Annotated in this window: 23 protein-coding genes; 11 read left to right on the top strand and 12 right to left on the bottom strand. The window is 70.2% G+C overall.

Annotation, left to right across the window (positions count from 1 at the left end; translation table 11 throughout):
• Positions 1-37: 37 nt before the first annotated feature.
• On the top strand, positions 38-1,549 hold the full coding sequence (locus tag CRM89_RS01605; RefSeq protein ID WP_098083072.1) for a leucyl aminopeptidase: 1,512 nt from the start codon (positions 38-40) through the stop codon (positions 1,547-1,549).
• Between the two features lie 36 nt (positions 1,550-1,585).
• Here the strand turns inward: CRM89_RS01605 and CRM89_RS01600 are convergent, their stop codons facing one another.
• A complete protein-coding gene (locus CRM89_RS01600; protein ID WP_098083071.1) occupies positions 1,586-1,936 on the bottom strand; it encodes an oxidoreductase in 351 nt (116 codons plus the stop codon).
• A gap of 261 nt (positions 1,937-2,197) precedes the next feature.
• Here CRM89_RS01600 and sucB point away from each other — a divergent pair, with 261 nt between their 5' ends.
• The 5 genes from sucB to lipA all read left to right on the top strand — a co-directional run bounded on the left by sucB (position 2,198) and on the right by lipA (position 7,583).
• Positions 2,198-3,991, top strand: coding sequence for a 2-oxoglutarate dehydrogenase, E2 component, dihydrolipoamide succinyltransferase (sucB, locus tag CRM89_RS01595; RefSeq protein ID WP_098083070.1), 1,794 nt, complete (start codon positions 2,198-2,200; stop codon positions 3,989-3,991).
• Positions 3,992-4,000: 9 nt separating this feature from the next.
• Positions 4,001-4,903 carry a TIGR01777 family oxidoreductase gene (locus tag CRM89_RS01590; protein ID WP_098083069.1) on the top strand — a complete coding sequence of 301 codons (903 nt, stop codon included), beginning with the start codon at positions 4,001-4,003 and terminating at the stop codon, positions 4,901-4,903.
• 248 nt (positions 4,904-5,151) lie between these two features.
• A complete protein-coding gene (locus CRM89_RS01585) occupies positions 5,152-5,685 on the top strand; it encodes a GNAT family N-acetyltransferase (RefSeq protein WP_011208219.1) in 534 nt (177 codons plus the stop codon).
• A 90-nt stretch (positions 5,686-5,775) separates the two neighbouring features.
• Positions 5,776-6,528, top strand: a complete 753-nt coding sequence (gene lipB / locus CRM89_RS01580) for a lipoyl(octanoyl) transferase LipB (protein WP_098083068.1) — start codon at positions 5,776-5,778, stop codon at positions 6,526-6,528.
• Positions 6,525-7,583, top strand: a complete 1,059-nt coding sequence (lipA, locus tag CRM89_RS01575; protein WP_060592593.1) for a lipoyl synthase — start codon at positions 6,525-6,527, stop codon at positions 7,581-7,583. The genes lipB and lipA overlap by 4 nt, the downstream gene beginning before the upstream one ends.
• Positions 7,584-7,666: 83 nt before the next feature.
• Here lipA and CRM89_RS01570 read toward each other — a convergent pair whose 3' ends face one another.
• Positions 7,667-8,062, bottom strand: coding sequence for a hypothetical protein (locus tag CRM89_RS01570; protein WP_098083067.1), 396 nt, complete (start codon positions 8,060-8,062; stop codon positions 7,667-7,669).
• Between the two features lie 322 nt (positions 8,063-8,384).
• On the opposite strand from CRM89_RS01570, the gene CRM89_RS01565 reads away from it, so the two are divergent.
• Entirely contained in the window at positions 8,385-8,717 is a 333-nt protein-coding gene (locus tag CRM89_RS01565) for a hypothetical protein (protein WP_060592595.1), read from the top strand.
• Positions 8,718-9,031: 314 nt separating this feature from the next.
• On the opposite strand, the gene CRM89_RS01560 is transcribed toward CRM89_RS01565, so the two are convergent.
• Entirely contained in the window at positions 9,032-9,565 is a 534-nt protein-coding gene (locus CRM89_RS01560) for a hypothetical protein (protein WP_098083066.1), read from the bottom strand.
• 318 nt (positions 9,566-9,883) lie between these two features.
• On the opposite strand from CRM89_RS01560, the gene CRM89_RS30300 reads away from it, so the two are divergent.
• Complete coding sequence (locus CRM89_RS30300) at positions 9,884-10,486, top strand: hypothetical protein (protein WP_127516040.1); 603 nt, start codon at positions 9,884-9,886, stop codon at positions 10,484-10,486.
• 214 nt (positions 10,487-10,700) lie between these two features.
• A complete protein-coding gene (locus CRM89_RS01545; RefSeq protein WP_098083064.1) occupies positions 10,701-12,653 on the top strand; it encodes a UvrD-helicase domain-containing protein in 1,953 nt (650 codons plus the stop codon).
• 117 nt (positions 12,654-12,770) lie between these two features.
• Here CRM89_RS01545 and CRM89_RS31265 read toward each other — a convergent pair whose 3' ends face one another.
• The 4 genes from CRM89_RS31265 to CRM89_RS01525 all read right to left on the bottom strand — a co-directional run bounded on the left by CRM89_RS31265 (position 12,771) and on the right by CRM89_RS01525 (position 15,335).
• Entirely contained in the window at positions 12,771-13,022 is a 252-nt protein-coding gene (locus CRM89_RS31265; RefSeq protein ID WP_098083063.1) for a hypothetical protein, read from the bottom strand.
• A 608-nt stretch (positions 13,023-13,630) separates the two neighbouring features.
• Positions 13,631-13,990 (bottom strand): hypothetical protein, encoded by a 360-nt coding sequence (locus CRM89_RS01535; RefSeq protein WP_098083062.1) that lies wholly within the window; start codon positions 13,988-13,990, stop codon positions 13,631-13,633.
• A gap of 222 nt (positions 13,991-14,212) precedes the next feature.
• On the bottom strand, positions 14,213-14,419 hold the full coding sequence (locus CRM89_RS01530; protein ID WP_098083061.1) for a DUF397 domain-containing protein: 207 nt from the start codon (positions 14,417-14,419) through the stop codon (positions 14,213-14,215).
• Entirely contained in the window at positions 14,409-15,335 is a 927-nt protein-coding gene (locus CRM89_RS01525) for a helix-turn-helix transcriptional regulator (RefSeq protein WP_098083060.1), read from the bottom strand. Before CRM89_RS01525 ends, CRM89_RS01530 begins: the two co-directional genes overlap by 11 nt.
• A 443-nt stretch (positions 15,336-15,778) precedes the next feature.
• On the opposite strand from CRM89_RS01525, the gene CRM89_RS01520 reads away from it, so the two are divergent.
• Positions 15,779-16,060: a hypothetical protein gene (locus tag CRM89_RS01520; protein WP_098083059.1), complete on the top strand. Its 282-nt coding sequence runs from the start codon at positions 15,779-15,781 to the stop codon at positions 16,058-16,060.
• A 132-nt stretch (positions 16,061-16,192) separates the two neighbouring features.
• Here the strand turns inward: CRM89_RS01520 and CRM89_RS30295 are convergent, their stop codons facing one another.
• The 5 genes from CRM89_RS30295 to CRM89_RS01495 form a co-directional block, all read right to left on the bottom strand.
• Entirely contained in the window at positions 16,193-16,687 is a 495-nt protein-coding gene (locus CRM89_RS30295) for a hypothetical protein (RefSeq protein ID WP_127516038.1), read from the bottom strand.
• Between the two features lie 84 nt (positions 16,688-16,771).
• Entirely contained in the window at positions 16,772-17,521 is a 750-nt protein-coding gene (locus tag CRM89_RS01510) for an MHYT domain-containing protein (RefSeq protein ID WP_011208207.1), read from the bottom strand.
• 34 nt (positions 17,522-17,555) lie between these two features.
• Positions 17,556-17,924, bottom strand: coding sequence for a DUF742 domain-containing protein (locus tag CRM89_RS01505; RefSeq protein ID WP_011208206.1), 369 nt, complete (start codon positions 17,922-17,924; stop codon positions 17,556-17,558).
• A gap of 7 nt (positions 17,925-17,931) precedes the next feature.
• Positions 17,932-20,073: an ATP-binding protein gene (locus CRM89_RS01500; protein ID WP_098083057.1), complete on the bottom strand. Its 2,142-nt coding sequence runs from the start codon at positions 20,071-20,073 to the stop codon at positions 17,932-17,934.
• A gap of 470 nt (positions 20,074-20,543) precedes the next feature.
• The gene (locus CRM89_RS01495) at positions 20,544-22,880 is read right to left on the bottom strand and encodes a hypothetical protein (protein WP_098083056.1); all 2,337 of its coding nucleotides are present in this window, start codon (positions 22,878-22,880) and stop codon (positions 20,544-20,546) included.
• 212 nt (positions 22,881-23,092) lie between these two features.
• Between CRM89_RS01495 and CRM89_RS01490 the strand changes: the two genes are divergently transcribed.
• Positions 23,093-23,347, top strand: coding sequence for a hypothetical protein (locus tag CRM89_RS01490; protein ID WP_011208203.1), 255 nt, complete (start codon positions 23,093-23,095; stop codon positions 23,345-23,347).
• Positions 23,348-23,649: the final 302 nt, after the last annotated feature.

Below are 23,649 nucleotides of genomic sequence, written 5' to 3'. Positions count from 1 at the left end.
CCTGCACGCCCCCGCGCCGACCGAATAGCCTGTGCCCATGACCGCTGTTGCAGATCGCTCCCTCGGACCCGAATTGGCGCGCACCGAAACCCTCGGCCCGGACACCGACGTGCTGGTGATCGGCTTGACCTCGTCGGAGAACGGTCCCTCGATCGCGCCGGACGACATGTTCGGCGACGTGCTCACCGAGGACGTGCGCGCGGAGCTGCTCGACCAGCTCGGCGCCGTCGGCGCGAAGGGCAAGGCCGAGGAGCTGACCCGGGTGCCCGCACCCGCCGCACTCGAGGGCGTCACCAGCGTGCTCGCGGTCGGTCTCGGCGCACCGGACAAGCTCGACGCCGAGCAACTGCGCCGCAGCGCCGGGGTCGCCGCCCGTTCGCTGACCGGCACCGAAGTGGTCGCCACCACCCTGGGCGGCATCGACATCGCCGCCGCGGCGGAGGGCTTCTACCTCGGCGCCTACACCTTCACCCCGTTCCGGTCGGCCAAGTCCGCACCCAAGCCCGACGAGCGGCCGGTCGCCAAGGTCGAGTTCCTGGTGCCCACCGCCGATTTCGGCGAGGAGGCGCTGTTCCGCGCGCAGCTGGTGGCCGAGGCCGTCGCCACCGCCCGCGATTTCGTCAACACCCCGCCGAGCCACCTCTACCCGGCGGAGTTCGCCGCGCGCACCCAGGTGCTGGCCGAGGCCGCCGGCCTCGACGTCGAGGTGCTCGACGAGAACGCGCTGGAGGCGGGTGGTTACGGCGGCGTGCTCGGCGTCGGCAAGGGCTCCTCGCGCCCGCCCCGGCTGGTCCGCCTCACCTACGCGGGCGGGCCGAAGAAGGTCGCGCTGATCGGCAAGGGCGTCACCTTCGACACCGGCGGCATCTCCATCAAGCCCGCGCAGAACATGGAGAACATGACCTCGGACATGGCGGGCGCCGCCGCGGTCATCGCCACCACCCTGCTCGCCGCGCGGCTGAGCCTGCCGATCACGGTCACCGCGACCGTGCCGATGGCCGAGAACATGCCTTCGGCCACCGCGCAGCGTCCCGGCGACGTGCTCACCCAGTACGGCGGCACCACCGTCGAGGTGCTCAACACCGACGCCGAGGGCAGGCTGATCCTGGCCGACGCGATCGTGCGGGCCGGGGAGGACTCCCCCGAGTTCCTCATCGACGTCGCCACCCTCACCGGCGCCCAGATGGTCGCCCTCGGCACCCGCACGCCGGGCGTGATGGGCACCGACGAATTCCGCGACCGGGTCGCGCGCATCTCCCAGGAGGTGGGCGAGAACGGCTGGCCCATGCCGCTGCCCGCCGAACTGCGCGCCGACCTCAACTCCAAGATCGCCGACCTGGCCAACGTGGCGCCGCACCGCTGGGGCGGCATGCTCTCGGCGGGACTGTTCCTCAAGGAGTTCGTGCCCGAAGGCGTGCAGTGGGCGCACCTCGACGTTGCGGGCCCGGCCTACAACACCGGCGGCCCGTTCGGCTACATCGGCAAGGGCGGCACCGGTGTTCCGGTGCGCACCCTCATCGCGGTGCTCGAGGACATCGCGGCCGAGTGAGCACCACCGGCGGCGGTCCCGGCGGGCCGCCGCCGGTCACAGATCGCGCAGTTCGTCTTCCAGCGCGCGGCGTCGCTCGATGCGCCTGCGCTCGTCGTAGTCGCGCATCCGTTGCGGGTAACCGGTCTTGGCGACGTCGTAGACCGGGATGCGCAAGTCGCTCGCCAGCCTATGCGCGCCCGCCTCCCCCACCACGCGGCGCGTCCATTCGCCGTCGGCGGCCACCAGCACCACCGTCACGTCGGTCACCGTCGTCTTCGGCTCGACGAAACCCTCCACACCGGTGTGCGTGCGCACCCATTCGGCCAGGTAGCGCGCGTCTTCCGCGCGCGGGCCCGTCCCGCCGCCCCGGCTGACCGCGCCACGCAGGCGACCCAACAGACCCATTCGTGCCGACCTCCTCGTGCGGCGGCGGCACACCGCGCCACCGCTACCTTCCATAGTGCCAGCTCACGCTCAGATGACCGCCCTGTGCTACGCGCCACGCGGTCGAGTGCAAGGATGGTCGGCGGTACAAGAACCGCACCGATCTCCGGTGCCGCGCAGAATGTCGGCGTGGCTTCCGGGTTTTCGCCGCGACCGCGGTGACCGCCCGCTGGAAGATCAACTGTTGTAGAACCCGTCGAGCAGTCAGAGGAGTCAACGGACATGGCCTTCTCCGTCCAGATGCCGGCTCTTGGTGAGAGCGTCACCGAGGGAACGGTGACCAGGTGGCTGAAGCAGGAAGGAGACACGGTCGAGGTCGACGAGCCGCTGCTCGAGGTCTCCACCGACAAGGTCGACACCGAGATCCCGTCCCCGGCGGCGGGTGTGCTGTCGAAGATCGTCGCCCAGGAGGACGACGTGGTCGAGGTCGGCGGCGAACTCGGTGTGATCAGCGAAGCCGGTGAGGCGCCCGCCGAATCCGCCCCCGCCCCCGAAGCCCCCGCCGCCGAAGCTCCCGCCGAGGAGTCCGCGGCCGCCGAAGCCGAGCCCGAGCCGGCCCAGGCCGAGCAGGCCCCCGCCCAGCAGCCCGCCGCGTCCGGCGACGCCGCCGAGGGCACCCCCGTGAAGATGCCCGAACTCGGCGAGTCGGTCACCGAGGGCACCGTCACCCGCTGGCTGAAGTCGGTCGGCGACCAGGTCGAGGTCGACGAGCCGCTGCTCGAGGTCTCCACCGACAAGGTCGACACCGAGATCCCCTCGCCGGTCGCGGGCACCCTGCTCGAGATCACCGCGCAGGAGGACGACGTCGTCGCCGTCGGCGGTCAGCTCGGCGTGATCGGCAGCGGCAAGCCCGCCGCCGCGTCGGCGCCCGCCCCGGCCCCCGCGCCGGAGACCAAGGCCGAGCCGAAGCCGGAGCCCGCCCCGGAGCCGAAGCCCGAACCGAAGCCCGAGCCCGCACCGGAGCCGAAGCCCGCGCCCGCCCCCAAGGCCGAGCAGCCCGCGCCCGCCGCCCAGGCGCAGCCGCAGGCCCCCGCTCCGGCCGACTCCGGCGCCACGCCGTACGTCACCCCGCTGGTGCGCAAGCTGGCCGAGGAGCACGGTGTCGACCTGAACTCGATCAAGGGTTCCGGTGTCGGCGGCCGCATCCGCAAGCAGGACGTGCTCGCCGCGGCCGAGGCCAAGAAGGCTCCCGCCGCCGCTGCCGCGCCCGCCGCTGCCGCGCCCGCCCCGGCCGCCGCCGCGCCCGCGGCGAAGGCGCCGTCCGCGCCCGCGCCCGCCCCGCAGCTGGCGCACCTGCGCGGCACCACGCAGAAGGCCAGCCGGATCCGGCAAATCACCGCCACCAAGACCCGGGAGTCGCTGCAGACCACCGCGCAGCTCACCCAGGTCCACGAGGCCGACGTCACCAAGATCGCCGCGCTGCGCGCGCAGGCGAAGGCGGCGTTCAAGGAGCGCGAGGGCGTCAACCTGACGTTCCTGCCGTTCTTCGCCAAGGCCGTCGTCGAGGCGCTGGGCGTGCACCCGAACGTGAACGCCTCCTACAACGAGGACACCAAGGAGATCACCTACCACGCCTCGGTGCACCTCGGCATCGCCGTCGACACCGAGCAGGGTCTGCTGTCCCCGGTGATCCACAACGCCAGCGACCTGTCGCTGGCCGGGCTGGCGCGCGCCATCGCCGACATCGCCGACCGGGCCCGCAACGGCGGCCTCAAGCCGGACGAGCTGGCCGGCGGCACGTTCACCATCACCAACATCGGCAGCCAGGGCGCGCTGTTCGACACTCCGATCCTGGTTCCGCCGCAGGCGGCCATGCTCGGCACCGGCGCGATCGTCAAGCGCCCGGTGGTGGTGACCGACGAGACCGGTGGCGAGTCCATCGGCGTGCGGTCGATGTGCTACCTGCCGCTCACCTACGATCACCGCCTCATCGACGGCGCCGACGCGGGTCGCTTCCTGACCACCATCCGGCACCGCCTCGAGGAGGCCGCGTTCGAGGCCGATCTGGGTCTGTAACTCCCGCCGATGAAGGTTGTGATCGCCGGGTCGTCCGGGCTGGTCGGGACGGCGCTGGTCGCCGCCCTGCGCCGGGACGGACACGAGGTGACCCGCCTCGTGCGCCGTCCCGTCGCGGCCCGCGACGAATTCCGTTGGGACCCCGCTCGCGCCGAGCTCGATCCGCGCGCGCTGCGGGGCGCCGACGCGGTGGTCAACCTGTGCGGCGCGAGTCTCGGACGGCGGCGCTGGACCGGCAGCTTCAAACAGGAGCTGCGCGACAGCCGCATCACACCCACCGATGTGCTGTCCGCCGAGGTGGCCGCCGCGGGCGTGCCGGTGCTGGTCAACGCCAGCGGCGTGCACTACTACGGCGGCGCCACCGGCGATCGGGTCGTCGACGAGAACTCCCCGGCGGGCACCGGTTTCCTGGCCACCCTGTGCCGGGACTGGGAGGCCGCCACCGCACGGGCGCGCGCCGCGGGCGCGCGCACCGTGCTGCTGCGCAGTGCCGTGGTGCTCTCCCGGCACGGCGGCATGCTCGGCATGCTCACGCCGCTGTACAACCTCGGGCTCGGCGGCCGCCTCGGCAGCGGCCGCCAGTACCTACCGTGGATCTCCCTCGACGACGAGATCGGGGCGATCGTCTTCGCCCTCACCCACGACGCCCTGCGCGGCCCGGTCAATCTGGCCGGCCCCGCCCCGGTCACCAACGCGGAGTTCAGCCGCGCGCTCGCCCGCGCCCTGCACCGCCCGTCCGCGCTGATGGTGCCCGCGTTCGCGCTGCGCGCGGTGGTGGGCGAGTTCGCCGACGAGGCGATCCTGCGCGGGCCACGGGCGATCCCGGCCGCACTGGAAGAGGCGGGGTATTCGTTCCGGCATCCCACGATCGGGACGGCGCTCACCGCGATCTTCGGGCCGGACGGACGGTAGCCCGCTCGGCCGCCCGGTGCGACGCGGCCCCCGGCTGCCGCTCCGACCCCATCGACCTCCGCGCAGCCCGGCGGGCTTCCCCGCGATGTCGGCGACCTCCTCCGCGTGCCACGAACGTGACCGATCCCGCATTGCCGCTCGCGCTGCCGACCGGCGATGATCGAGGAAGCGGCTGCTCGCGCCGCCCCGGCGGCGCGTCTCGCGCGAGCGAGGCCCCGCCCCCATTCCGCCGACGCCCGGAGAACCCGTTGACCGCGACGCACACCCGTCCCCCCGCCGTCATCCGCGACGCAACCGAGGACGACCTGCCCGCGATCCTCGAGCTCCACAACGCCAACATCGCCACCTCCACCGCGATCTGGGACGTCGAGCAGGTCGGTCTGGAGGACCGCCTGGCCTGGTTCGGCGACCGCACCGGCGCGGGCATGCCGATCCTGGTCGCGGAGGTGGACGGCGAGTTCGCCGGTTACGCCAGCTACGGCCGCTGGCGCCCGAAGGTCGGCTACCGCTTCACCGTGGAGAACTCCGTCTACATCGTGGACCGTTTCCAGCGCCGCGGCCTGGCCGCCGCCCTGCTCCGCGAACTGATCGACCGCGCCACCGCCTCGGGCCGGGTGCACGCGATGATCGCGGCCATCGAGTCGAGCAACACCGCCTCCATCGCCCTGCACGAGCGGTTCGGCTTCGTCGAGGTCGGCCGCCTGCCCGAGGTGGGCCGCAAGTTCGGCCGCTGGATGGACCTCACCCTGCTGCAGCTCACCCTGCCCGCGGAGGGCGACTGACGGCGGCTCGCGGCCGCCTCCGCAACCGTGTGGCGTCGACCACAGCGGGTCGTCGCCCCCGGCGAAATCACCGGGCGTAACGTCGTCCTCGTGAACGACACGCGCACCTCACGGTCCGCCCGCTTCGACACCACCCCTGTCGTCGTCGAGGATCTCGGTCTCATCGACTATCACGCCGCCTGGGAGCTGCAGCGCACCATCGCCGCCGAGCGCGCCGAGGGTGCCGGTTCCGACCGTCTGCTGTTGCTCGAGCACCCCTCCGTCTACACCGCGGGCCGCCGCACCGAGGACGCCGACCTGCCGATCGACGGCAGCCCCGTCGTCCAGGTCGACCGCGGCGGCAAGATCACCTGGCACGGCCCCGGGCAGCTCGTCGGCTACCCGATCGTGCGTCTGGCCGAGCCGGTCGACGTCGTCGACTACGTCCGCCGCCTAGAGGAGGCGCTGATCTCGGTGTGCACCGAGCTCGGCCTCACCGTCGGCCGGGTCGAAGGGCGCTCCGGCGTGTGGCTGCCCGCGACCGAGACCCTCGCCGAACGCAAGATCGCCGCCATCGGCATCCGCGTGCAGCGCGGCGTGGCCTTGCACGGTATCTCGTTCAACTGCAATTCCGCCCTCGACGGTTTCCAGGCGATCGTGCCGTGCGGCATCCAGGACGCCGGCGTCACCACGCTGACCCGCGAACTGGGCCGCGAGGTCACCGTCGCCGAGGTCAAGCCGATGGTCGCCACCGCCGTGGTGCAGGCGCTCAACGGCGACCTGCCCGTCCGCGACCACGATCTCCCCCGCCCCGGCAATACCCCGGCGGCGCCGAATTCGACACGCGTAAGGTCGATGACGTGACCTCAGTCGACACCCCGACACCGCACGGCGGCACCCCCGCCCCGGCCCCCGCCACCGCGAACGGCCGCAAGCTCCTGCGCATCGAGGCGCGCAACGCGCAGACCCCGATCGAGCGCAAACCCAAGTGGATCCGCACGCGCGCCACCATGGGCCCGGAGTACTCCGAGCTCAAGGGCTTGGTCAAACGCGAAGGCCTGCACACCGTCTGCGAGGAAGCGGGCTGCCCCAACATCTTCGAATGCTGGGAAGACCGCGAGGCGACGTTCCTCATCGGCGGCGAGCAGTGCACCCGGCGCTGCGATTTCTGCCAGATCGACACCGGCAAACCGGCCGCCCTCGACCGTGACGAGCCCCGCCGCGTCGCCGAGTCCGTCCAGGCGATGGGGCTGCGCTACTCCACCATCACCGGCGTCGCCCGCGACGACCTGGAGGACGGCGGCGCCTGGCTCTACGCCGAAACCGTGCGTGCCATCAAGCGCCTCAACCCCGCCACCGGTGTCGAGCTGCTCATCCCCGACTTCAACGCCGATCCCGACCAGCTCGCCGAGGTGTTCTCCGCCCGCCCCGAGGTGCTCGCGCACAATCTCGAGACGGTGCCGCGCATCTTCAAGCGCATCCGCCCCGCCTTCCGCTACGAGCGCTCGCTCGCGGTGCTCACCGCCGCCCGCGAGGCGGGCCTGGTCACCAAGTCGAACCTGATCCTCGGCATGGGCGAGACCCCCGAAGAGGTCACCGAGGCGATGCGCGACCTGCACGAGGCCGGCTGCGACATCCTCACCATCACCCAGTACCTGCGCCCGTCGCCCCGGCACCACCCCGTCGACCGCTGGGTCAAGCCGGAGGAGTTCGTCGAGCACTCCCGCGTCGCCGAGGAGATCGGTTTCGCCGGCGTCATGGCGGGCCCGCTGGTGCGCTCCTCCTACCGCGCCGGCCGTCTCTACGCCCAGGCGATGGCGCACCACGGCCGTGAGATCCCGCCCGCGATGGCACATCTCGCGGAGGAAGGCACGGCCTCGCAGGAAGCCTCGGCGGTACTGGCCCGGTTCGGTAGCTGATTTCGCCGTGCTCGGTCGGCGGCTTCCTCCGTCGACCGAGCACACCGCCCGCAAGCGACGAATCAGACCCTCCGAATACCTCATCACCGGCCCCGCCCACCGAGACCGTCGTCGCCCGCGGGCCCGGGCGCTTGCCAGCCGCGTCTGAGTCGCGCCCCGAGCCGCCCGATCCGCTCGACGTACTGCTCCGACGACAGCACCGCGATCTCGATCCCCGGCGTCGTCTGGTCGCCGCGCACATGCCGCAACGTCACCTCGTAGTGCGCCGCCACATACGCCGGATCCCGCATTCGCCGCCGCGATTCCACCACCAGCGCCCCGATCGCCGCTTCCCGCGTCGCCCCCGCCACGCTCCAGTCCTGCGACGGATACCGTGCCGAGAACGACCCGTCCGCCTCCCGAACCACCTGCGGCGCCAGCATCACCTGCACGATCGCCCCGGGCGCCGCCCGAGCCCCCGCATGCACCGGAATCTCCATCCGACCATCCGGGTGATGGGCATAGCAGGCATACCGCATCCGCGGCGGCCCACCAGCCCCGCGCACCCGGCCACCGGACCGACCAACCAGCCCCGACCGCCCGTGGCAGTACCGCCCAGGCAACCGACGAGATTCCGACATCACCACGACTCCCCTTCCCCGCACGATCAGTTCGATACCGGGTTGGACGGCCCGTATCACGGTTCGGTTCCACCGATCCCCCACGATTCTCGAAACCCCTCTTGACGCTGAGCCTCCGCCGTAGCATCAGGAAATTAGCCACTCGCTTGCCGAGCACCCGATCCCGTCTCGAGGCACCACCATGCGCACCGCAACCACGCTCGCCCTCACCTCCGGCGCCGCCCTCGCCCTGGCCTTCACCGCGCCCCTGACCGCCACCGCCGACCCCCTCACCGACTTCCTCTGCACCAGCGGCTCCGCCCAGTTCTGCCCACCCCCACCGCCGGTCGCACCCCCGCCCCGATCCCAGGACTGCCACCCCTCCTACGACCCCTGCCTCCCCCGAGTCATCGACGTCGACTGCGCGGGCGGATCCGGCGACGGGCCGGTGTACACCGGCCGAGTCCGCGTCATCGGCCCCGACGACTACGACCTGGATCGCGACGGCAACGGGATCGGCTGCGAAAGTTCCTGATCCACCGGCTCGTTCACACCCCAGCCGGCCCGCGACGACGCGGATCGTTCACGGCCCAGAGCGAATCCGCGGCAATCGAGATCCAGCCGCCCCGACCGCTACCGTCACCACACGGGAATCGGGCCGGAACCTCGAAACCGACACCGCGCCGATTCACACACGGCGACCACGCCGAACGTGCCCCGACACCTGCTAGTTGCCGCCACACCACTGCCCGCGCCGCGCAATGATCAGCACACGTCTACCAGCCGCGGGCCCGACCACCGGACGTCCGGGCCGCGAGAACGAACGGGCGGCGGCGCGCACCGCGGACCTCACCAGATGTCCACCCAGACCGGCCGCTGCGGAACATCGAACATCGCCGCGTTCCTCCGAACCACGACCGGCGCCGACGACCCCACACTCAGCCGATCCGCGAACCGCCGAGCGGCAGCCGCGCGAAACTGATGAAAGGAGTACTGCTTCCGCACCCGAACCTCACGTCCCGAGTCCGGATGCGAGAACCGAGCCTCCACCGTGACCTGCCACAGATCGAAATCGAACAACGCCCGCATCCGCTTACACCGCACCTGCGACTCGACCACCGTCGCATCAGGCACCGCCACCCCCACCCGCCGCAAGCACCTTCGCCGCAACCACCACGCCGCGCTCAGGACCACCGACCACGCGCCGATCCCCGCCACCGCGCTCACCGGGAGAAACAACGCCATCGCCACGTCCGACCCGCTCCATCGCGCGATCGCCATACCCAGTTGCAGCACACCCGCCATGAACGCCAGCAACCCCACCACCACGACCAGCATCCACAGCAACACCATCGGGCTGATCACCTGCTTGACCCGCGCCATCTCACTCCTCTACCGACTATTGCCCCACCCGCACGACCGATATCCGCGCCCGAACATGATCCGCCGATCAGACCCGCCGTTTCATCCGTTGATGTCGCCGGAACCGGACTCCGAACCCAGCTCCGGCGGGCGCATCGGCCACGGAGGAGCGGAAATCACCTGTCCACTCCATTTGTCGACCGCCACCACCCGATAGCCGGGGTGTTCATGCCAGACGGACCCGTCCCAGAGAACTCCCTCACGGGTATACGCGCACGGGGGCCGTTCCGGCTGCCGGGCCGATGTGAGATTCCATCCGTTTTCGAATCCGAATCGAAGGTGACCGGACTTGAAGAAGACGGCCGAGAGAATGGGCGTCGCGAGGAGCTGCGCGGCCTCCTTCCTGCTCCAGTACGTGAGCGGCTGCCGCCGCGGGTCGTCCTTGTGGAATACCGGGGACAGTCGAGCGTCGAGTCCGACAACAACGGCCAGGAACGGGTCGAAGATCAGCTCGACCCGATCGGACGCCCAACGGATCCTGCGGATGACCCGCCTCCGCAGCGGACGCGCGATCCACCGATCGTCGTATTCGATCACCGGTTCATCAGTCCCGCTCATGGCGGCACCCTCCTGTCGCGCCGCGCCTGGTGCGGCCCCCGTGGCGCGACACCAGCCGCGCAACGAACTGCGCTGTCCGTTCAGCGCATCGCGCTGATCTACGGCAACAAGGGCCCGTACGGTTTGTATCCGAGCGCCTGGATGACGGACCCTATCACCGGCGCGCACAGCAACGGATCCAGCACCGCTGCCGATCCGGTCGAGGAAGAGCCCGCCGGTACCGCGACCGGCACCGCCTGGACCGGCTCGGCAGCGGCGGCTCCGGCGGGCATCAGCAACGCGGCCGCCGACAACGCTCCTTCTCATGGACACGCTCCTCGGTGAAACACTATGCGCGACAGAGGGTATGCGCATCGACCCCACAACCCCCATCCCACCGGGCCGTCGAGACGGACCCGTCCGACCCGACGCGATGGCTTCGGCATCGAATCGCGGCCGATCAATCTCATTGCCACACAGTCGATCCCGAGCGAAATCGCCACCGCGCCGGTACCGTTGACCACGCCGGAAGGCCTCGAGGGGTGATGGGGGTTTCACGATGCCGGATATCCACCGCGAACGCCGTGTCCGCTGGGTCGAGCAACAACTCGCGCAGCTACCCGGGCTGGACGCCAAGCATCGAAGGTTCCTGTCCGTGCCGCTCATGGCGCGCGGCTGGCACCTGTTCGTCAGCCGTTCGGCTCCGTCGCCAGGGAACATCGCGGCGTTCGCGGTCGGCAGAACGGGGGCCTACGCACTCGTCTTCACCGACGACGTACCGGAACACGCTGCCCTGCGAAGCCTCCGCAAGCGCGCGGAGGAGACCTTCGGGGGGCTACTGGGCGGCCGCGCACAATTCGTGCCGCACACGGTGGAGGTCGTGTTGTTGATGCCGCGAGCCATCCGCACGGAAGCACACGACCTGTTCGTCGCCGCGGATGAGTCCACACTGCACACCGTGCTGACCGAGGGCGAGCAACGCCTGTCGGCGAACAAGGTCCGCGAGGTCGCCGACGCGCTCGACCGCAGGCTCGACTGGTTCGACCGAATCTGCCCCGACGGCGCTCCGGCCGCGGTCGACGTCGCCGCGGACACCCTCATCTCCGCACGAGAACTGGCCGCGGAAGCACGCGAGGAAGCGCTGAAGCGGCCGTTCCGGGAGTGGATCACCTTCCTGGACCCGGACCAGCTGACCCTCGTCGACACGAATTTCACCGGCCCGGCCCGAGTCAGCGGACCCGCGGGTACCGGAAAGACGGTGGTGGCCTTGCACCGGATGGGCAAATTCGCGAGGCACAACCCGGGCCGCCTGCTGTTCACCAGTTTCGTCAAGACCCTGCCCGCCTACCACGGTGCGGCATTCTCTCGGTTGGCGCCGCGCGCCGCGGACCGTGCGCAGTTCACCGGGCTGCACGCCTGGACCACCGCTTTCCTCAGGCGGCGCGGCGTCGGCTACAACCTGGACGAGGCGGCACGCGACTCCGCGCGCGCCAAAGCCTGGCAGGGTGCCAGAGAGGTGCTCGGCAGGGTCGAGGGCACCGACTTCGCCTACTGGACGGAGGAAATCGACCGGGTCATCAAAGGCAGGGGCATAGCGAAGCTCACCGAATATCAAAGCGTGCGGCGCACCGGCCGCGAGGGGATTCAACTGCACGGACCACGGCGCAAATACGTGTGGGAACACTGGTTCACTCCATACCAGGAGGCCATGAAAGCCAAAGGGGCGCACGACTTCAACGATGTGATCCGGCTGGCTGTCGACGAACTGCGCGCCCGTCCCCTCGACGACACCGAGGACTACGGACTGGTCGTGGTCGACGAGGTCCAGGACTTCACGCTCATGGAACTCCGCCTCGTCCACCAGATCGCGGGCGGCGGGCGCGACGCCCCGCTCCTGCTCGTCGGCGACGGACAACAGCAGGTCTACGCGGGTGGCTGGCGGCTCTCCGACGCCGGTATCCCGATATCGGGACGCGGTCGCGTACTTCGCACCAACTACCGCAACCGCCACGCGGTGCTCCAATACACCAAACGAATCGAGGCCGGCAACGTCGTCGACGATCTGGACGGCGGCCCGGGGGTCGTGCTCCGCGACAGCGAGACCACCTTGCCGGGCGGGACGGTCGTCGAGAAGCATCTACGCCGTCGTGATGTCGACGCCGAACTCGTTCGCGCTCTCACCGAATCGAACCGTCCGCTCACCGACACCGCCGTGATCGTCGGTTCGCTGAAGGACGCCGACCATTTCAAACGCATCCTCGACCGAGCCGGACTGTCCACGCTGCCCCTCGACAAGTACGACGGCACACAGGTCGATCCGATCAAGGTGGGCACCGTCCGACGCGCCAAGGGCATCGATTTCGCCGCCGTCTACTTCATCACCGAAGCGCCGGCTGATCCGGGCGGCCTCACCCCGGCAGCACGTGACCGCGCGGAGCTTCTGGCCCGGCAACGCCTCGTCGCCACCAGCCGTGCACGCGACCACTTGTGGGTGGCGTATGTATCGGGTTGACCCGCCACGACGCGTCTCACGGGCCGACCAACCCGTCCGCCGTAGCAAAAATCCAGATCCCCAGCCGACGATGAGGAGACTGGCACGGCCGAACTGCGCATGGCGGCGGACGCCCACTCAACCGCTCGAGACCTCATCGTGCCACCAGTGGGCGGGGCTGCTGAACCACGGGCCCACCCGGCACTCCTGGAGGACCCGCAATCGCGCCAGATCCAGGTCGTCCCTGCTGTACAGCGCTACCAATTCACGCAGTCCGCCTTCGTCGACAGCCGTGAGATCGATAGTGATGTAAAGCGTACGCTCACGCCCCTCGAACGACTTCACACACTCGATTGCGCGGAGCCAGGAAAAGAACGCTGCCTCGTCCAACGACGAATGTAGCGAACCTTGGTCGCTTCGATGACGACGTTGCCGCGGTCCCTCACCATGGCTCACCCCCGAATCATGACGCCGGACATGGAGCCGGCGGCAGCAGGTTCCCTTCCAGTTCCGCGACCATCGGTCGGACTCGTCGTCACGTAAGCCCGCGGGCACCACTCCGAGGCCGCCACCCGGCGATACGCTCAGTGCGATTGACGGCGCACATCTCCCTCCCTGTGTCGACAGCGAGTTCACGATATCGGAGACTGCGAGACCGCATCGAATTCACAGTATCGCAATCGAATTCTCGGTGGCGTCGCTTTACGACCCGGCCGTCCTGTCTCCCATCGACTGGTTCGCGCGACCGATTGTGCCGGACGGGACCTGTTCTCACTGCGACGCCAACGTGTCCGTTGATGCCTCGAACAACGGGTTGTCGGCTTCAGTACCGCATCGACCGTGGCGGAGTACCTGATCGACCGTCCGTCCGTACCCCACGCAGCCGGTGCGTAGCAGGGCCTCACGCTCCCGTCGCCGAGGGGCGACCTCGGTCGATTGCCGAGCAGACCGAGGACGACCGAAGCGGGACCTCACGACGGGACGACGAGAACCGGTGATCAGTGGTGTGCGGAGCCGGAGTGGAGGTAGGTCAGGAACTGGGTCACCTTGTCTCGTTCGCCCGGGTCGGCACAGGGGCCGTCGACCGCGGCGTCGTCGCCGCTGCCGGTGTTCGCTCCCGGGGAGAACAGGCTCAGCGCCATGAGTGTCACCTCGGCGGCCGCCGACGCGGCGCTGTCCAGCGTGGCCGAACCGGTGCCGTGGAACAGCACCATGGGACCGTTGTAGCACTCGGGGACGACCTCGGTGCTACCGGTGCTCGGACTGTCGACGAGAGCCAATCCCTCGGCCTGTGCGGGGGCTGCGGCGACGGCGGTGGTGGCGAGGGCGACGAGTCCGGTGGTGAGAAGCCGTTTCATGCGTATTCCTTTGCGACGGAAGAGCTTTACCTGCGCGCTCGATGCACACACTAAACAGGGTCAGCGTTGAAACGGATATGTTTCAGACATCACTTGTAGTGATGCGCGTCACACGCTAATCGCGCGTTGTCCCTGCTCCGGTCTCAGACACCCCGGCGATTCTCGGGCTGCTTCACGAACCGCTCCGCCATCGGCCGGGCCGGGGATGCCCGGCCGAGAACGTCAGGGACGGTCGAACTCTCCGGCACGCGCACCCGCGAGGAAGGCATCCCACTCCGAGGGCGTGAACACCAGCGCCCCGCCTGTGGGGTTCTTGGAGTCGCGGACGCCCACGTGTCCGCCGTCCAGATGTGCGATCTCTACGCAGTCGCTGCCAGCAGAACTGTGTGTGCTCTTGAACCAGCGTGCTCCGGATAGATCAACGGACACAGTCGAACTCCTTCGCTGCCTGTCTCAGCAGGCGTTTGCTACTCTGCACATCCAACGCTACCCGCTGCATGACCTCGGCCGCAGCCCTGTAACGCTGAACCGTGTCCCGGCGTTCGAGATAGATGTCGCCGGTGTAGCTCTGGACGTAGACCACCGGAGGCTCCAACACCCTCCCGTGTTGATCACTATCGAAGTCCAGAATCGTGAACGGTCCGGTGGAGGTTCCCAACGGGAAACCCACGCCGAAGGGGAGTACTTGCACGCGCACATTCGGTGGTAGGTCGGCCAGGTGTCGCAATTGGGCGGACATGACTTTAGGGCCGCCGACCACGCGCCTGATCACCGCCTCGTCGAGCACGAGTACGGCGCGCAACGGAGCGATGGTGCGGGTGATCAGAGCTTTTCGGTTGCGTCGGACTCGCACGCGCCGCTCGATGCCGTCGACAGTATCGCTCGCAAAATACACACGATCGAGCGCACGCGCGTAGTCAGGTATCTGGAATATCCCGGGCAGCAAGTCCGGGCGGTAGCTCGTGATCTGTGTCGCTGCCGCTTCCATCTGGATGTAAGCGTTGAACGTCGGATTCACCTGATCGGGGAATTCGTCCAACCACGACGGCGACTTCCCCTGCGCCGCGAGCGACTTCAGCACCGGCAACATCTCCACCTGCTGATACAGCTTGCACAGCCGCCGCAGGTCCTCTTCCCGGACCACCACATTCGGCGCACCCGTCTCCAACCGGTGCAACGTCCCCACCCCTCGCCCGATCGCCCGCGCCGCGACCTCGATGGACAACCCGGCCTCCTGCCGCATCCCGCGCAGACACCGGCCGAGACTGCGGTGTGGAACGCCCGCCGTCCCCGGAACGTCTGCGGCGAGCTGCGGTGCCTCCGCCCGCACATCCCTGTCCCCCATGCAGTGTGCTCCCGTCTGTGGAATCCGTCCGTCACCGGGACTGGAATATTGTGAAATATGTTGTGGAATAGATGATTTCGATCTCGCGAGCTCCCATTATGCAGATTCGCTGGAAGGTGTCCAGGCTATTCGCCGCTTTCCGCCACGACTTTCCCGGGACAGGCCGGAACCGCGCGGTTCCGCTGCTCCACTGGGAGCGTGATCGACCCCCACACGCACCGCGGCGCTCTGCCGCAGCGGATACCGCTCGACCGTCCGCGCACTCGCTACACACCGCCACCCCTGCATGTACTGACCCGTTACGCCGCCGCGTTACGCGAGTGGGCGGGTCCGCGAGAACGTCCCGGAGGCGGGGTGCCCACCTCTCCCCCGCCTCCGGTGACCCCCACCGAAACCGGGTCGTGACCGGACCCATGTGCGCCCACCGAAGGAGGTCCTGACCGGTGCGCCGGTACTACGTCAAAGTCCACTGCTGCGGACCGCACTGGCTCATCCACGTCCCCGCCGTCGACCGCTGGACCGTGACCACCGACAAGAAGTCGATCCGGTCGGCCGCCCGCCACATGATCGCGGCGGCGACCGGTCGTGACGCCACGTCCTTCGAGTTGGATCTGGTCGCCGGTCGTGCCGTGCGCGACGCCGACGAGTTCGCGGTGGGTAGCACACTGCTGCGGCGGTGGGATCCGAGCCCGGACGACCTCGGCCGACAACCACCGGTCGGCTGAGCCCAGTCGCCCTGGTCCGCCCGTGGACGATGAGGGCAATCGAACCACGGGGCGCCGGTGGCCACGACGATCGACGCCGTCACTCGGTGGACGGGCGGAGGAAGGGCTCGGCTCCTGCGGTGTGTACCGGAGTCAGGAGTGTGGACGGATGAATGACGCTCCTGCGCGGCCGCAGGAAATCGAGCGCACGATCGCTCGGATAGAACCAGTGAATTGCTTGGACGGGCTGTCCCCCGCGACGAACAAGTAGTACGCGGTGTGCGGTGTGTCGTCCCCGTAGGCGCCGGGCAGGTTCGCCCAGCAGACGCCGGTGGTGCCCGCGTCGGAATTCAGCGTGGCTTCCGAGGTTCCGGGAAAGACCACCACCATGCGGTCCCACTCGTCGGTCAGGCCTGCGGCGCTGGTCAGGTCCTGCATCGTCACGGGGTCCGATCCCCGAGCGGCCGTTCTGGCCGCGTTCGACAGTTCTGCACCATCGCCGAGAGGTGCAGGCGAGGATGCGAAGTCGAATGTCGTCGGGCAGTTCGGCTCGGCTCGGGAATGGTCGGTTCCGCAACCGGTCGTCATTGCCGCGCAGGCGAGGAATGCGGCGGTCGACAGCACCACCGACTCGGTCCGGTTTCGCATGTCATGTCTCCCGGGGATCGCCTGCCGACGGCGGGAAGCGGCATGACCCGCGATCGGGCCATCTCGGACGCATGCCGCCTCGCCCTACACCGGTTCCGATGCTGCCAGATCGTCCGGGTCGCTGATCAACAGCACCGTGATCGGCACGGCCAATCCCAACAGTCCCATCACGAATACCGGGAACAGGAAGGAGAACACTTCGGCCCCCTCGGGTACCGGGATGCTCTGGTCCACGGTGACGCTGACGGCGGCCATGCCGGTGTAGTGCATGCCGACGACGGCGACGCCCATGACGAGGCCGCCGAGCAGGCGCATGAGGACCGAGTCGAGGATGAGGGTGAACAGCAGGGCGACGGTGGCGGCGACGACGGCGATGAGTACCGACAGGGCGACCAGCCAGCGGTTGTAGTGGATTTCGCCCTGGAAGCGGACGGCGTTCATGCCGGCGTAGTGCATGATGTTGACGGCCAGGCCGGTGATCAGGCCGCCGGCGAGCAGGCGCGGGGCGCTGACGCTGGTGCCGACGACGAGGAGGCCGGCGAAGACGGCGACGATGGCCAGGACCGCCGAGCCCGCGGTCCAGGTCATGTCGTAGCGCAGCGGCACGCCGGGGACGGCGAAGCCGAGCATGGCGATGAAGTGCATCAGCCAGATGCCGACGCCGCCGATCGCGACCGCCGACATCCACAACCAGCCCAGGCGTTGCCCGTCGGTGCGGGCCGACAGGGAGCGGCGGGCGGCGGCCAGGCCGACGATCGAGCCGATGACCGAGACGAGGTAGGCCAGCCACATCAGCCATGCGCCCATCTCGAAGTGGTGGACGTGGTGGTGCATGGGTGTTCTCCGAATTCGTTGGGAGGAAATACTTTCAGAGGGCGCGCAGGCCCTGCAGGGTGCGTTCGAGCAGGTGCATCCACTGCTCGCGGGAGGCGTCGGCGGTGATGGTCTGGTGGCGGCGGACGATGCCCTCGACGAGCAGGTCGCCGATGAGCACGCGGGCGACGCCGAGGGCGAGGTCGAGTTCGGCGGCGATTTCGGCGACCGAGAGCGGGGTGTGGCACAGTGCGACGATGCGGGCGTGCGCGACGTGGAAGGCGTCGAAGCCCACGTCCCGGCAGGTCTCGATCATCGCCTCGAGGGGCAGGTCGACGGCCGATTCGGTGCGGCCGCGGGTGACGGCGTAGGGGCGGGCGAGCCGGGGCCCGGTGTCGTCGAGATAGTAGGGCTCCTCGCTCATGGCGACCTCAGCGTCCCGCGCCCGTCTGTTCGTCGTGGCTGCCGTTCCCGCGCCGGGCGCGGTCCACTCCCGAGCGCAGTTGCGACAGTTGGCTTCTGATGTGGTCGGGGTCGCGGGCGGGGACCGTGCCCGGGGTCGGTCGTTCCCAGCCGGTGGTGTCGGTGGCGCGGACCCGCCGCGGGAGGGCGGGGCGGCCGGGGTCGGGCACGGGAGCCGCCTGCTGGCGCAGCGCGTGGGCGCCGCTGCCGCGAACGATTTTGGTGGACAGCGGGTTTCCGTGGTCGAAGGCGGTCGGGGCGACGGTCTGCACGACCAGCGCCTGGGCGGGCACGCCGACCGCGGCGGTGACGCCGCCGCGCACGGTCTCGGGGCTGGTGCGGCGCAGGGCCACGGTGACACCGTGGCGTTCGGCGAGCCGTCCGACGACGAAGAGGCCCATCCGGCGGGCGGTTTCGACGCTGATGGCGCCGCCGGCGGCGACGGTGCGGTTGGCGCGCTCCATGTCCTCGTCGGACATGCCGATGCCGGTGTCGACGATCTCGATCACGATGCCGCCGCTGACCGAGGCCGCGACGCTGAGATCCACGGCGGCATCGGGCGGGGAGAAGCGCAGGGCGTTGTCGAGGAGTTCGGCCAGCAGGTGCACGAGATCGGGCGCGACCGCTCCGGCGATCTCGACGTCCGGGCCCGACAGCAGCCGCACCCGGTGGAAATCCTCGACCTCCGACATCGCGGCCTGCAGCACCTCGGCCAGGTCGACCGGCACGGCGCGGTTGCGGCGGACCCGGGTGCCCGCGAGCACGAGCAGGTTGTTGCCGTTGCGGCGCATGCGGGTGACCAGGTGGTCGAGCCGGAACAGGCTGCGTAGCCGGGACGGGTCGGCCTCGTCGTGCTCGAGTTCCTCGATCAGGCCGAGCTGCTGGTCGATGAGGGCACGGTTGCGACGTGACAGGGTCTCGAACATGTCGTTGACCTGGCGGCGGGTGGCGGCCTGCTCGCCCGCCAGCCGGATGGCCTGGCCGTGCAGCTGGTCGATGGCCTGCGCGAGTTCGTCGAGTTCTTCGCCGGTGCCCAGCGCGAGCTTCGTGTTCGACTCCGCTTCCGGGGCCGCGCCGGCGCGGATGCGTTCCAGTGCGGCGGGCAGGTCGCGGCGGGCGGTGTGCAGGGCGCCGAGGCGCAGCCGGCGCAGCGGCGCGATCAACGACTGGGCGACCAGCAACGCGAACGTCAAGGCCGCGAGCAGCGCGCCGATGACCCAGGCGGTGTCGCGCAGGGCGGCGGCGCGGGCGGCCGCGGCCTGCGCGTCGGCACTGTCGACGAGTTCGGTGGCGATCCCGGCGAGCAGGGTGTCGTAGTGCCTGGCGGCGGCGGTGACGGACTCGGTGTAGTGCGGAGCGCGCACCGGGTCGGGATCGCCGAGAAACATGTTCTGGCGCACCTGAATCGAATCGGCGACCAGTGCGACGTCGGCGGCTGCCGAGTCGGCGGCGAGCCGTTCGATGGCGGCGGCTTCGGCACCGAGCGGGAAGGTGAGCCGGACGCGCGCCGCGGTATCGTCACCGACCGTCTCGGCCAGGATGCGCTGAGTAGTCAAGGCGCGCCGGGCATCCCACGCGTCGGTGAACTGCTCGGTGAAGCGGTCGATGTTCTCCGCGCCGTCCACCGCGACCGCCCGCGTCACGGCCGACAGCAGCGCGACGTGGATCGCCTCCACGCGCGTGGCCAGATCGGCCGGCGGGGTGGCGATCATCAGGCGGTCGCGGAGCATGCCGACGGCGGCCAGCGGCTCGTCGAATTCCCGGTGGTCGCGGGCGGATCTGTCGAGCAGGCGCGCCAGTTCGTCGGTCGCGGTGTCGACCTCGTGGGCGGCCGCGCTCGGATCGGTGGCGCCGAGCCGGATGAGAGCCAAGGTGTCGACCGCGGATCCCAGGTTCACGACCGCGGGTACCACCTGCGCGGTTTCGGCGGCGGCGCCGAATTCGGCGGCCTGCGCCAGTTCGTGCTGGATGCGGGTCGCGGCCAGCACGGCGGCCACGCAGACCGGCAACGCCAGCACCGCCGCGACTTTCCAGCGAAGCCGCCACCGGGCGAGAACGCCGACGATGCCACCGAACGCGCCGAGAGGGCTCTTGCGCTTCAGGTCATTCACGAGAGCACTCCGGACACTCACAATCGAAAAACAAGCAATCTGCCAGCAACTCGGTTGTGGCGAAATGCACCATAACCGGACATGGACGAGCGCTCAACAGGGTGCCCGCCGTCCGGAAGTGATAAAGGTCACTGGGGCAGCCGAATTGACGAGGCAGGCGTTGTGTGCGTGTCCAATGCCGTCCTGGAATGCTCGGCGACCTGGCCTTAAGCCGTAGAACCGTCCTGTATTTACGCGTACAACCGGAGGATTGGTTGAAGATTGTAGTTAATGATCAGCAGCCACCCCGCGAGCGATAGCCGACAACCAGGCGAATCCGATCCGAAGTTCATTCCACAATGAAGTAATCGGATGGTTGCCCGAGCGGTGACGACTCGTGGCCGAATTCTCCCTGCCGTTCCGGACGCTCCTGTCGGTCGCTGTGCCGGTGGACGTCGACATACCCGCGGGTACGGCAGGCACCGGTACGGCTACGGCATCGGGCGAACGTCCGCGGTGGCCTGCGATTCGGTGACGGGGGCGGGCTGAGGCGCGTCGACGGCGCTGCGCGGCGGGGCCGAGCAGGCCGTGGACAACAGCCAGATCGTGCCGAGCAGCGCGGCGATGAGGGTCAGCGCGGCCGCCTGCTGGCGGCGGTGCGTGCTCTGCTCGGACGCCGGCGGCAGGGAGACCGTGACGGACCGAGGTGATCCCGGAGGCATCGCGGACGGGCGGGTTCGGGGGTCGGCGGGCACCGGGTGGGCCAGTGGTCGCGGGGCTGCGGCTGTGACAGGTAACAGCCGCTGGGGGTTCACCGGGGGTGTTGTGCGGCGCCGGGTCGGTGTGCGGTCCGTCAGGAGCCGGGCTCGGGCCGTCATCGCGTGGAGCACCGCGCGGGGAGACGGAGGACGCGAGACCCCCACCGGGCCGGTGCGCGGCGGCGTGGGTGTGCTCGGCGGGGGTGGGGTGAGGCGGTCGCGCGGGGCCGGGCGGGGCGTGGCTGTCGCGGTCGACAACCACGCGGGCGTTTGCGGCGGGGTCGGAGGTGGGCTGTCGTGCACCGTGCGTGCGGGGGCGATGAGTCGCAGCGCCCGCTGTCGAACGGTCGGGGTGGTCGGCGGATTTCCCCACGGACGACCGTCCGGAACCCCGCCGAGGGTCCGCACGCCCGCTTCGGCCCGCGGGGCCTCGATCCAGGACGACCAGTCGTCGGTGAAGAACGCCTCGCCGTCCGGTTCGGGCAGAACGGGCAGCGGCGTTTTCGGGCCGCGCACCACGATCTCGTCCGCCGCGCCCACCGGGTTCCGATCGGATCGTCGCCTCGCCTCGCCTGCCGGTTGCGGCACGCCCGGCCTCGGATTCGGGCCACTCCCGGGAGCTGCGGTGCTTCCCGGCTCGTCGGGCGCGGCGTCCAGACGAGCTTGCGGGCCTGCCGGTTGCGGCGCACCCGGCTTCGGATTCGGGCCACTCCCGGGAGCTGCGGCATCGCCCGGCTCGTCGCTCGCCGCGTGCGCGCGAGCTTGCGGGCCCGCCGGTTGCGGCGCACCCGACTTCGGATCCGGGCCACTCCCGGGAGCTGCGGCATCGCCCGGCTCGTCGCTCGCCGCGTGCGCGCGAGCTTGCGGGCCCGCCGGTTGCGGCGCACCCGACTTCGGATCCGGGCCACTCGCGGGAACTGCGGCAACGCCCGGCTCGTCGGGCGCGGCGTCGGGGCGAGCTTGCACTGCCGGATGGGTCACGCGGCGCTCGGAGTCAGCACACCCCGCCGGGGCGGTGGGGTCGGGCAGGGGGTTCACGGCAACCAGCTCGCGGGGAGTGCCCGACGGCCCAACAGCGTCACGCGAGCCCGCCACACCCCCGCGAGCACCCGCCCACGGCATCGCCGAACCATCCGCGCACTCCCCGTTCGCGGCGCCGGATCGAATCTCCGCGAGGGGCGCTGAGCGATCGGCCACGGGCTCGCCGGTCCGCGGCGCGACATCGGCAGCGCTATCCACTCCGCCCTCGTCTCCCCTGGCCAGGGCGGCTGCGAACGAACTCGCCGAGTAGGGACGACCGGGTGGGTCGGCCACGAGCCCGGCCCGGAGGTGGGCGAGGTCGCCCGGCCGCCGGACCGCACGTTCCTTCGCACCGTGCCCGCCGTGCCGCCGCGCGACCGACTCGGCTGCCGCGTATTCCGGGCTCGCCAGATACCGCAACCGTTTGCGCGTCGGGAATCCTTCGGCCGCGAGGTCGTCGACGCTCACCGCCTCGCCCATGCCGAGGTCGGCGAGCAACCCGTGCGCGTCCTCGGCGCTCCACACGAGGCGGCGACCGGCGGTGCGATGGAACCATGCCCGCAGGTCCGCGGAATCCTCGGCCACCACCACGCCGCAGCGCGGCCGTCCCGATCCGGCCGTCACCCTGATATCCGATTCCCCGGGCGGGACCACGACGACCAGTCCTTCGACGCGGGCGTCGGGGGCGTGCCGGTGCGCGAGTTCGGCGAGAGTCGCGACGTGGCCGGAGACCCGGTCGAACGCGTCGGTGGCCGGTTCGTCGGCGGGGATCGGGTCGCCGTCGTAGCCGGACAGCCGCCACCGACCGTCCGCGCGCACCGAGAGCACGCCGTCCCTGGCGTCCGGTGCGGTGCCGCGGACCTCCATGACCAGGGTGAGGCGTGGCGTGAGGACGACCAGGTCGCCGCGGTGGCCGTCGAGCCGGCCGTGCAGCCGGTCGCCGGGGACGGCCAGACCCACGATGACGAACTGTCCGGTCCAGGTGCGCATCCAGTCGAGCACGAGCTGCCCGGCCGCCGCGATCGTCGTGTCGTCGTCGATGACCAGCATCGCGGCCGCCCTCCATCGCCGTCCCACTATCGACCGGTCAACGGTATGCGGTCCCGCATCGCCGGTTTCGCCGAAAGGCACTGTAGCAGCGGTGGTTTGGCGACGCAGGGGCAGTCACCGGGCGGCGCGGCGGCAACGGATCCGGCGATCCGGGCCCCGGCGGCAGCGATCTCGTGGCACACTGTTCGCCGCTGTAACACGATTGGAGCACAATGCGTTTCGCTGTAACCCTCGGCGCGTCCGCGGTCGCCGCCGCGGCCTTCGTCCTCACCGCCCCCGCGACCGCGTCGGCCGAGCCGTCCAACTGCCACCCCTCCTACACCCCCTGCGTCCCCATCACCAGCGACGTCGACTGCGTGGGCGGCAGCGGAAACGGCCCCGCGTACACCGGCCGCGTCACCGTCATCGGACCCGACGAGTACGACCTCGACCGCGACGGCAACGGCATCGGCTGCGAGAACAGCTGATCAGCGCGGCGCCGACGCCGGTTTGCGGAGAATCCGCCCGGCGTCGGCCCCGCACCCGCAGCCACCACCGAGCGCACCTCGCGCGAACAACAGTTCCGGTGCTGTCGCTCGGCTGATCGCACGGCCGGTCGACCTGGCACCGCCATCGCACTGCCGTTGTCCGTGCCGACCGCGACCTGGCCAGGCTCTCCGGCCCGACCACGCAATGTCGCACCGAGCCGACCACGGGCCACGAAGTCCACCCACCGCCCACCTTCGCGGCACCGCCGAACCTCCACCTTCACCGACCGCCACCATCGAAA

This window comes from Nocardia sp. FDAARGOS_372 (assembly GCF_002554515.1).
GTDB lineage: Bacteria > Actinomycetota > Actinomycetes > Mycobacteriales > Mycobacteriaceae > Nocardia > Nocardia farcinica.
This window is presented reverse-complemented; position numbering and strand designations above follow the sequence as displayed.

Coding starts and splice junctions, on each gene's coding strand:
- CRM89_RS01495 (WP_098083056.1), bottom strand. CDS start 22,880: ATGCTGGTCATCGACGACGACACGACGATCGCGGCGGCCGGGCAGCTC.
- CRM89_RS01600 (WP_098083071.1), bottom strand. CDS start 1,936: ATGGGTCTGTTGGGTCGCCTGCGTGGCGCGGTCAGCCGGGGCGGCGGG.
- sucB (WP_098083070.1), top strand. CDS start 2,198: ATGGCCTTCTCCGTCCAGATGCCGGCTCTTGGTGAGAGCGTCACCGAG.
- CRM89_RS01535 (WP_098083062.1), bottom strand. CDS start 13,990: ATGAAACGGCTTCTCACCACCGGACTCGTCGCCCTCGCCACCACCGCC.
- CRM89_RS01605 (WP_098083072.1), top strand. CDS start 38: ATGACCGCTGTTGCAGATCGCTCCCTCGGACCCGAATTGGCGCGCACC.
- CRM89_RS01560 (WP_098083066.1), bottom strand. CDS start 9,565: ATGGCGCGGGTCAAGCAGGTGATCAGCCCGATGGTGTTGCTGTGGATG.
- CRM89_RS01505 (WP_011208206.1), bottom strand. CDS start 17,924: ATGAGCGAGGAGCCCTACTATCTCGACGACACCGGGCCCCGGCTCGCC.
- CRM89_RS01565 (WP_060592595.1), top strand. CDS start 8,385: ATGCGCACCGCAACCACGCTCGCCCTCACCTCCGGCGCCGCCCTCGCC.
- CRM89_RS01590 (WP_098083069.1), top strand. CDS start 4,001: ATGAAGGTTGTGATCGCCGGGTCGTCCGGGCTGGTCGGGACGGCGCTG.
- CRM89_RS30295 (WP_127516038.1), bottom strand. CDS start 16,687: ATGCGAAACCGGACCGAGTCGGTGGTGCTGTCGACCGCCGCATTCCTC.
- CRM89_RS01510 (WP_011208207.1), bottom strand. CDS start 17,521: ATGCACCACCACGTCCACCACTTCGAGATGGGCGCATGGCTGATGTGG.
- CRM89_RS01490 (WP_011208203.1), top strand. CDS start 23,093: ATGCGTTTCGCTGTAACCCTCGGCGCGTCCGCGGTCGCCGCCGCGGCC.
- CRM89_RS01570 (WP_098083067.1), bottom strand. CDS start 8,062: ATGGAGATTCCGGTGCATGCGGGGGCTCGGGCGGCGCCCGGGGCGATC.
- CRM89_RS01525 (WP_098083060.1), bottom strand. CDS start 15,335: ATGGGGGACAGGGATGTGCGGGCGGAGGCACCGCAGCTCGCCGCAGAC.
- CRM89_RS01545 (WP_098083064.1), top strand. CDS start 10,701: ATGCCGGATATCCACCGCGAACGCCGTGTCCGCTGGGTCGAGCAACAA.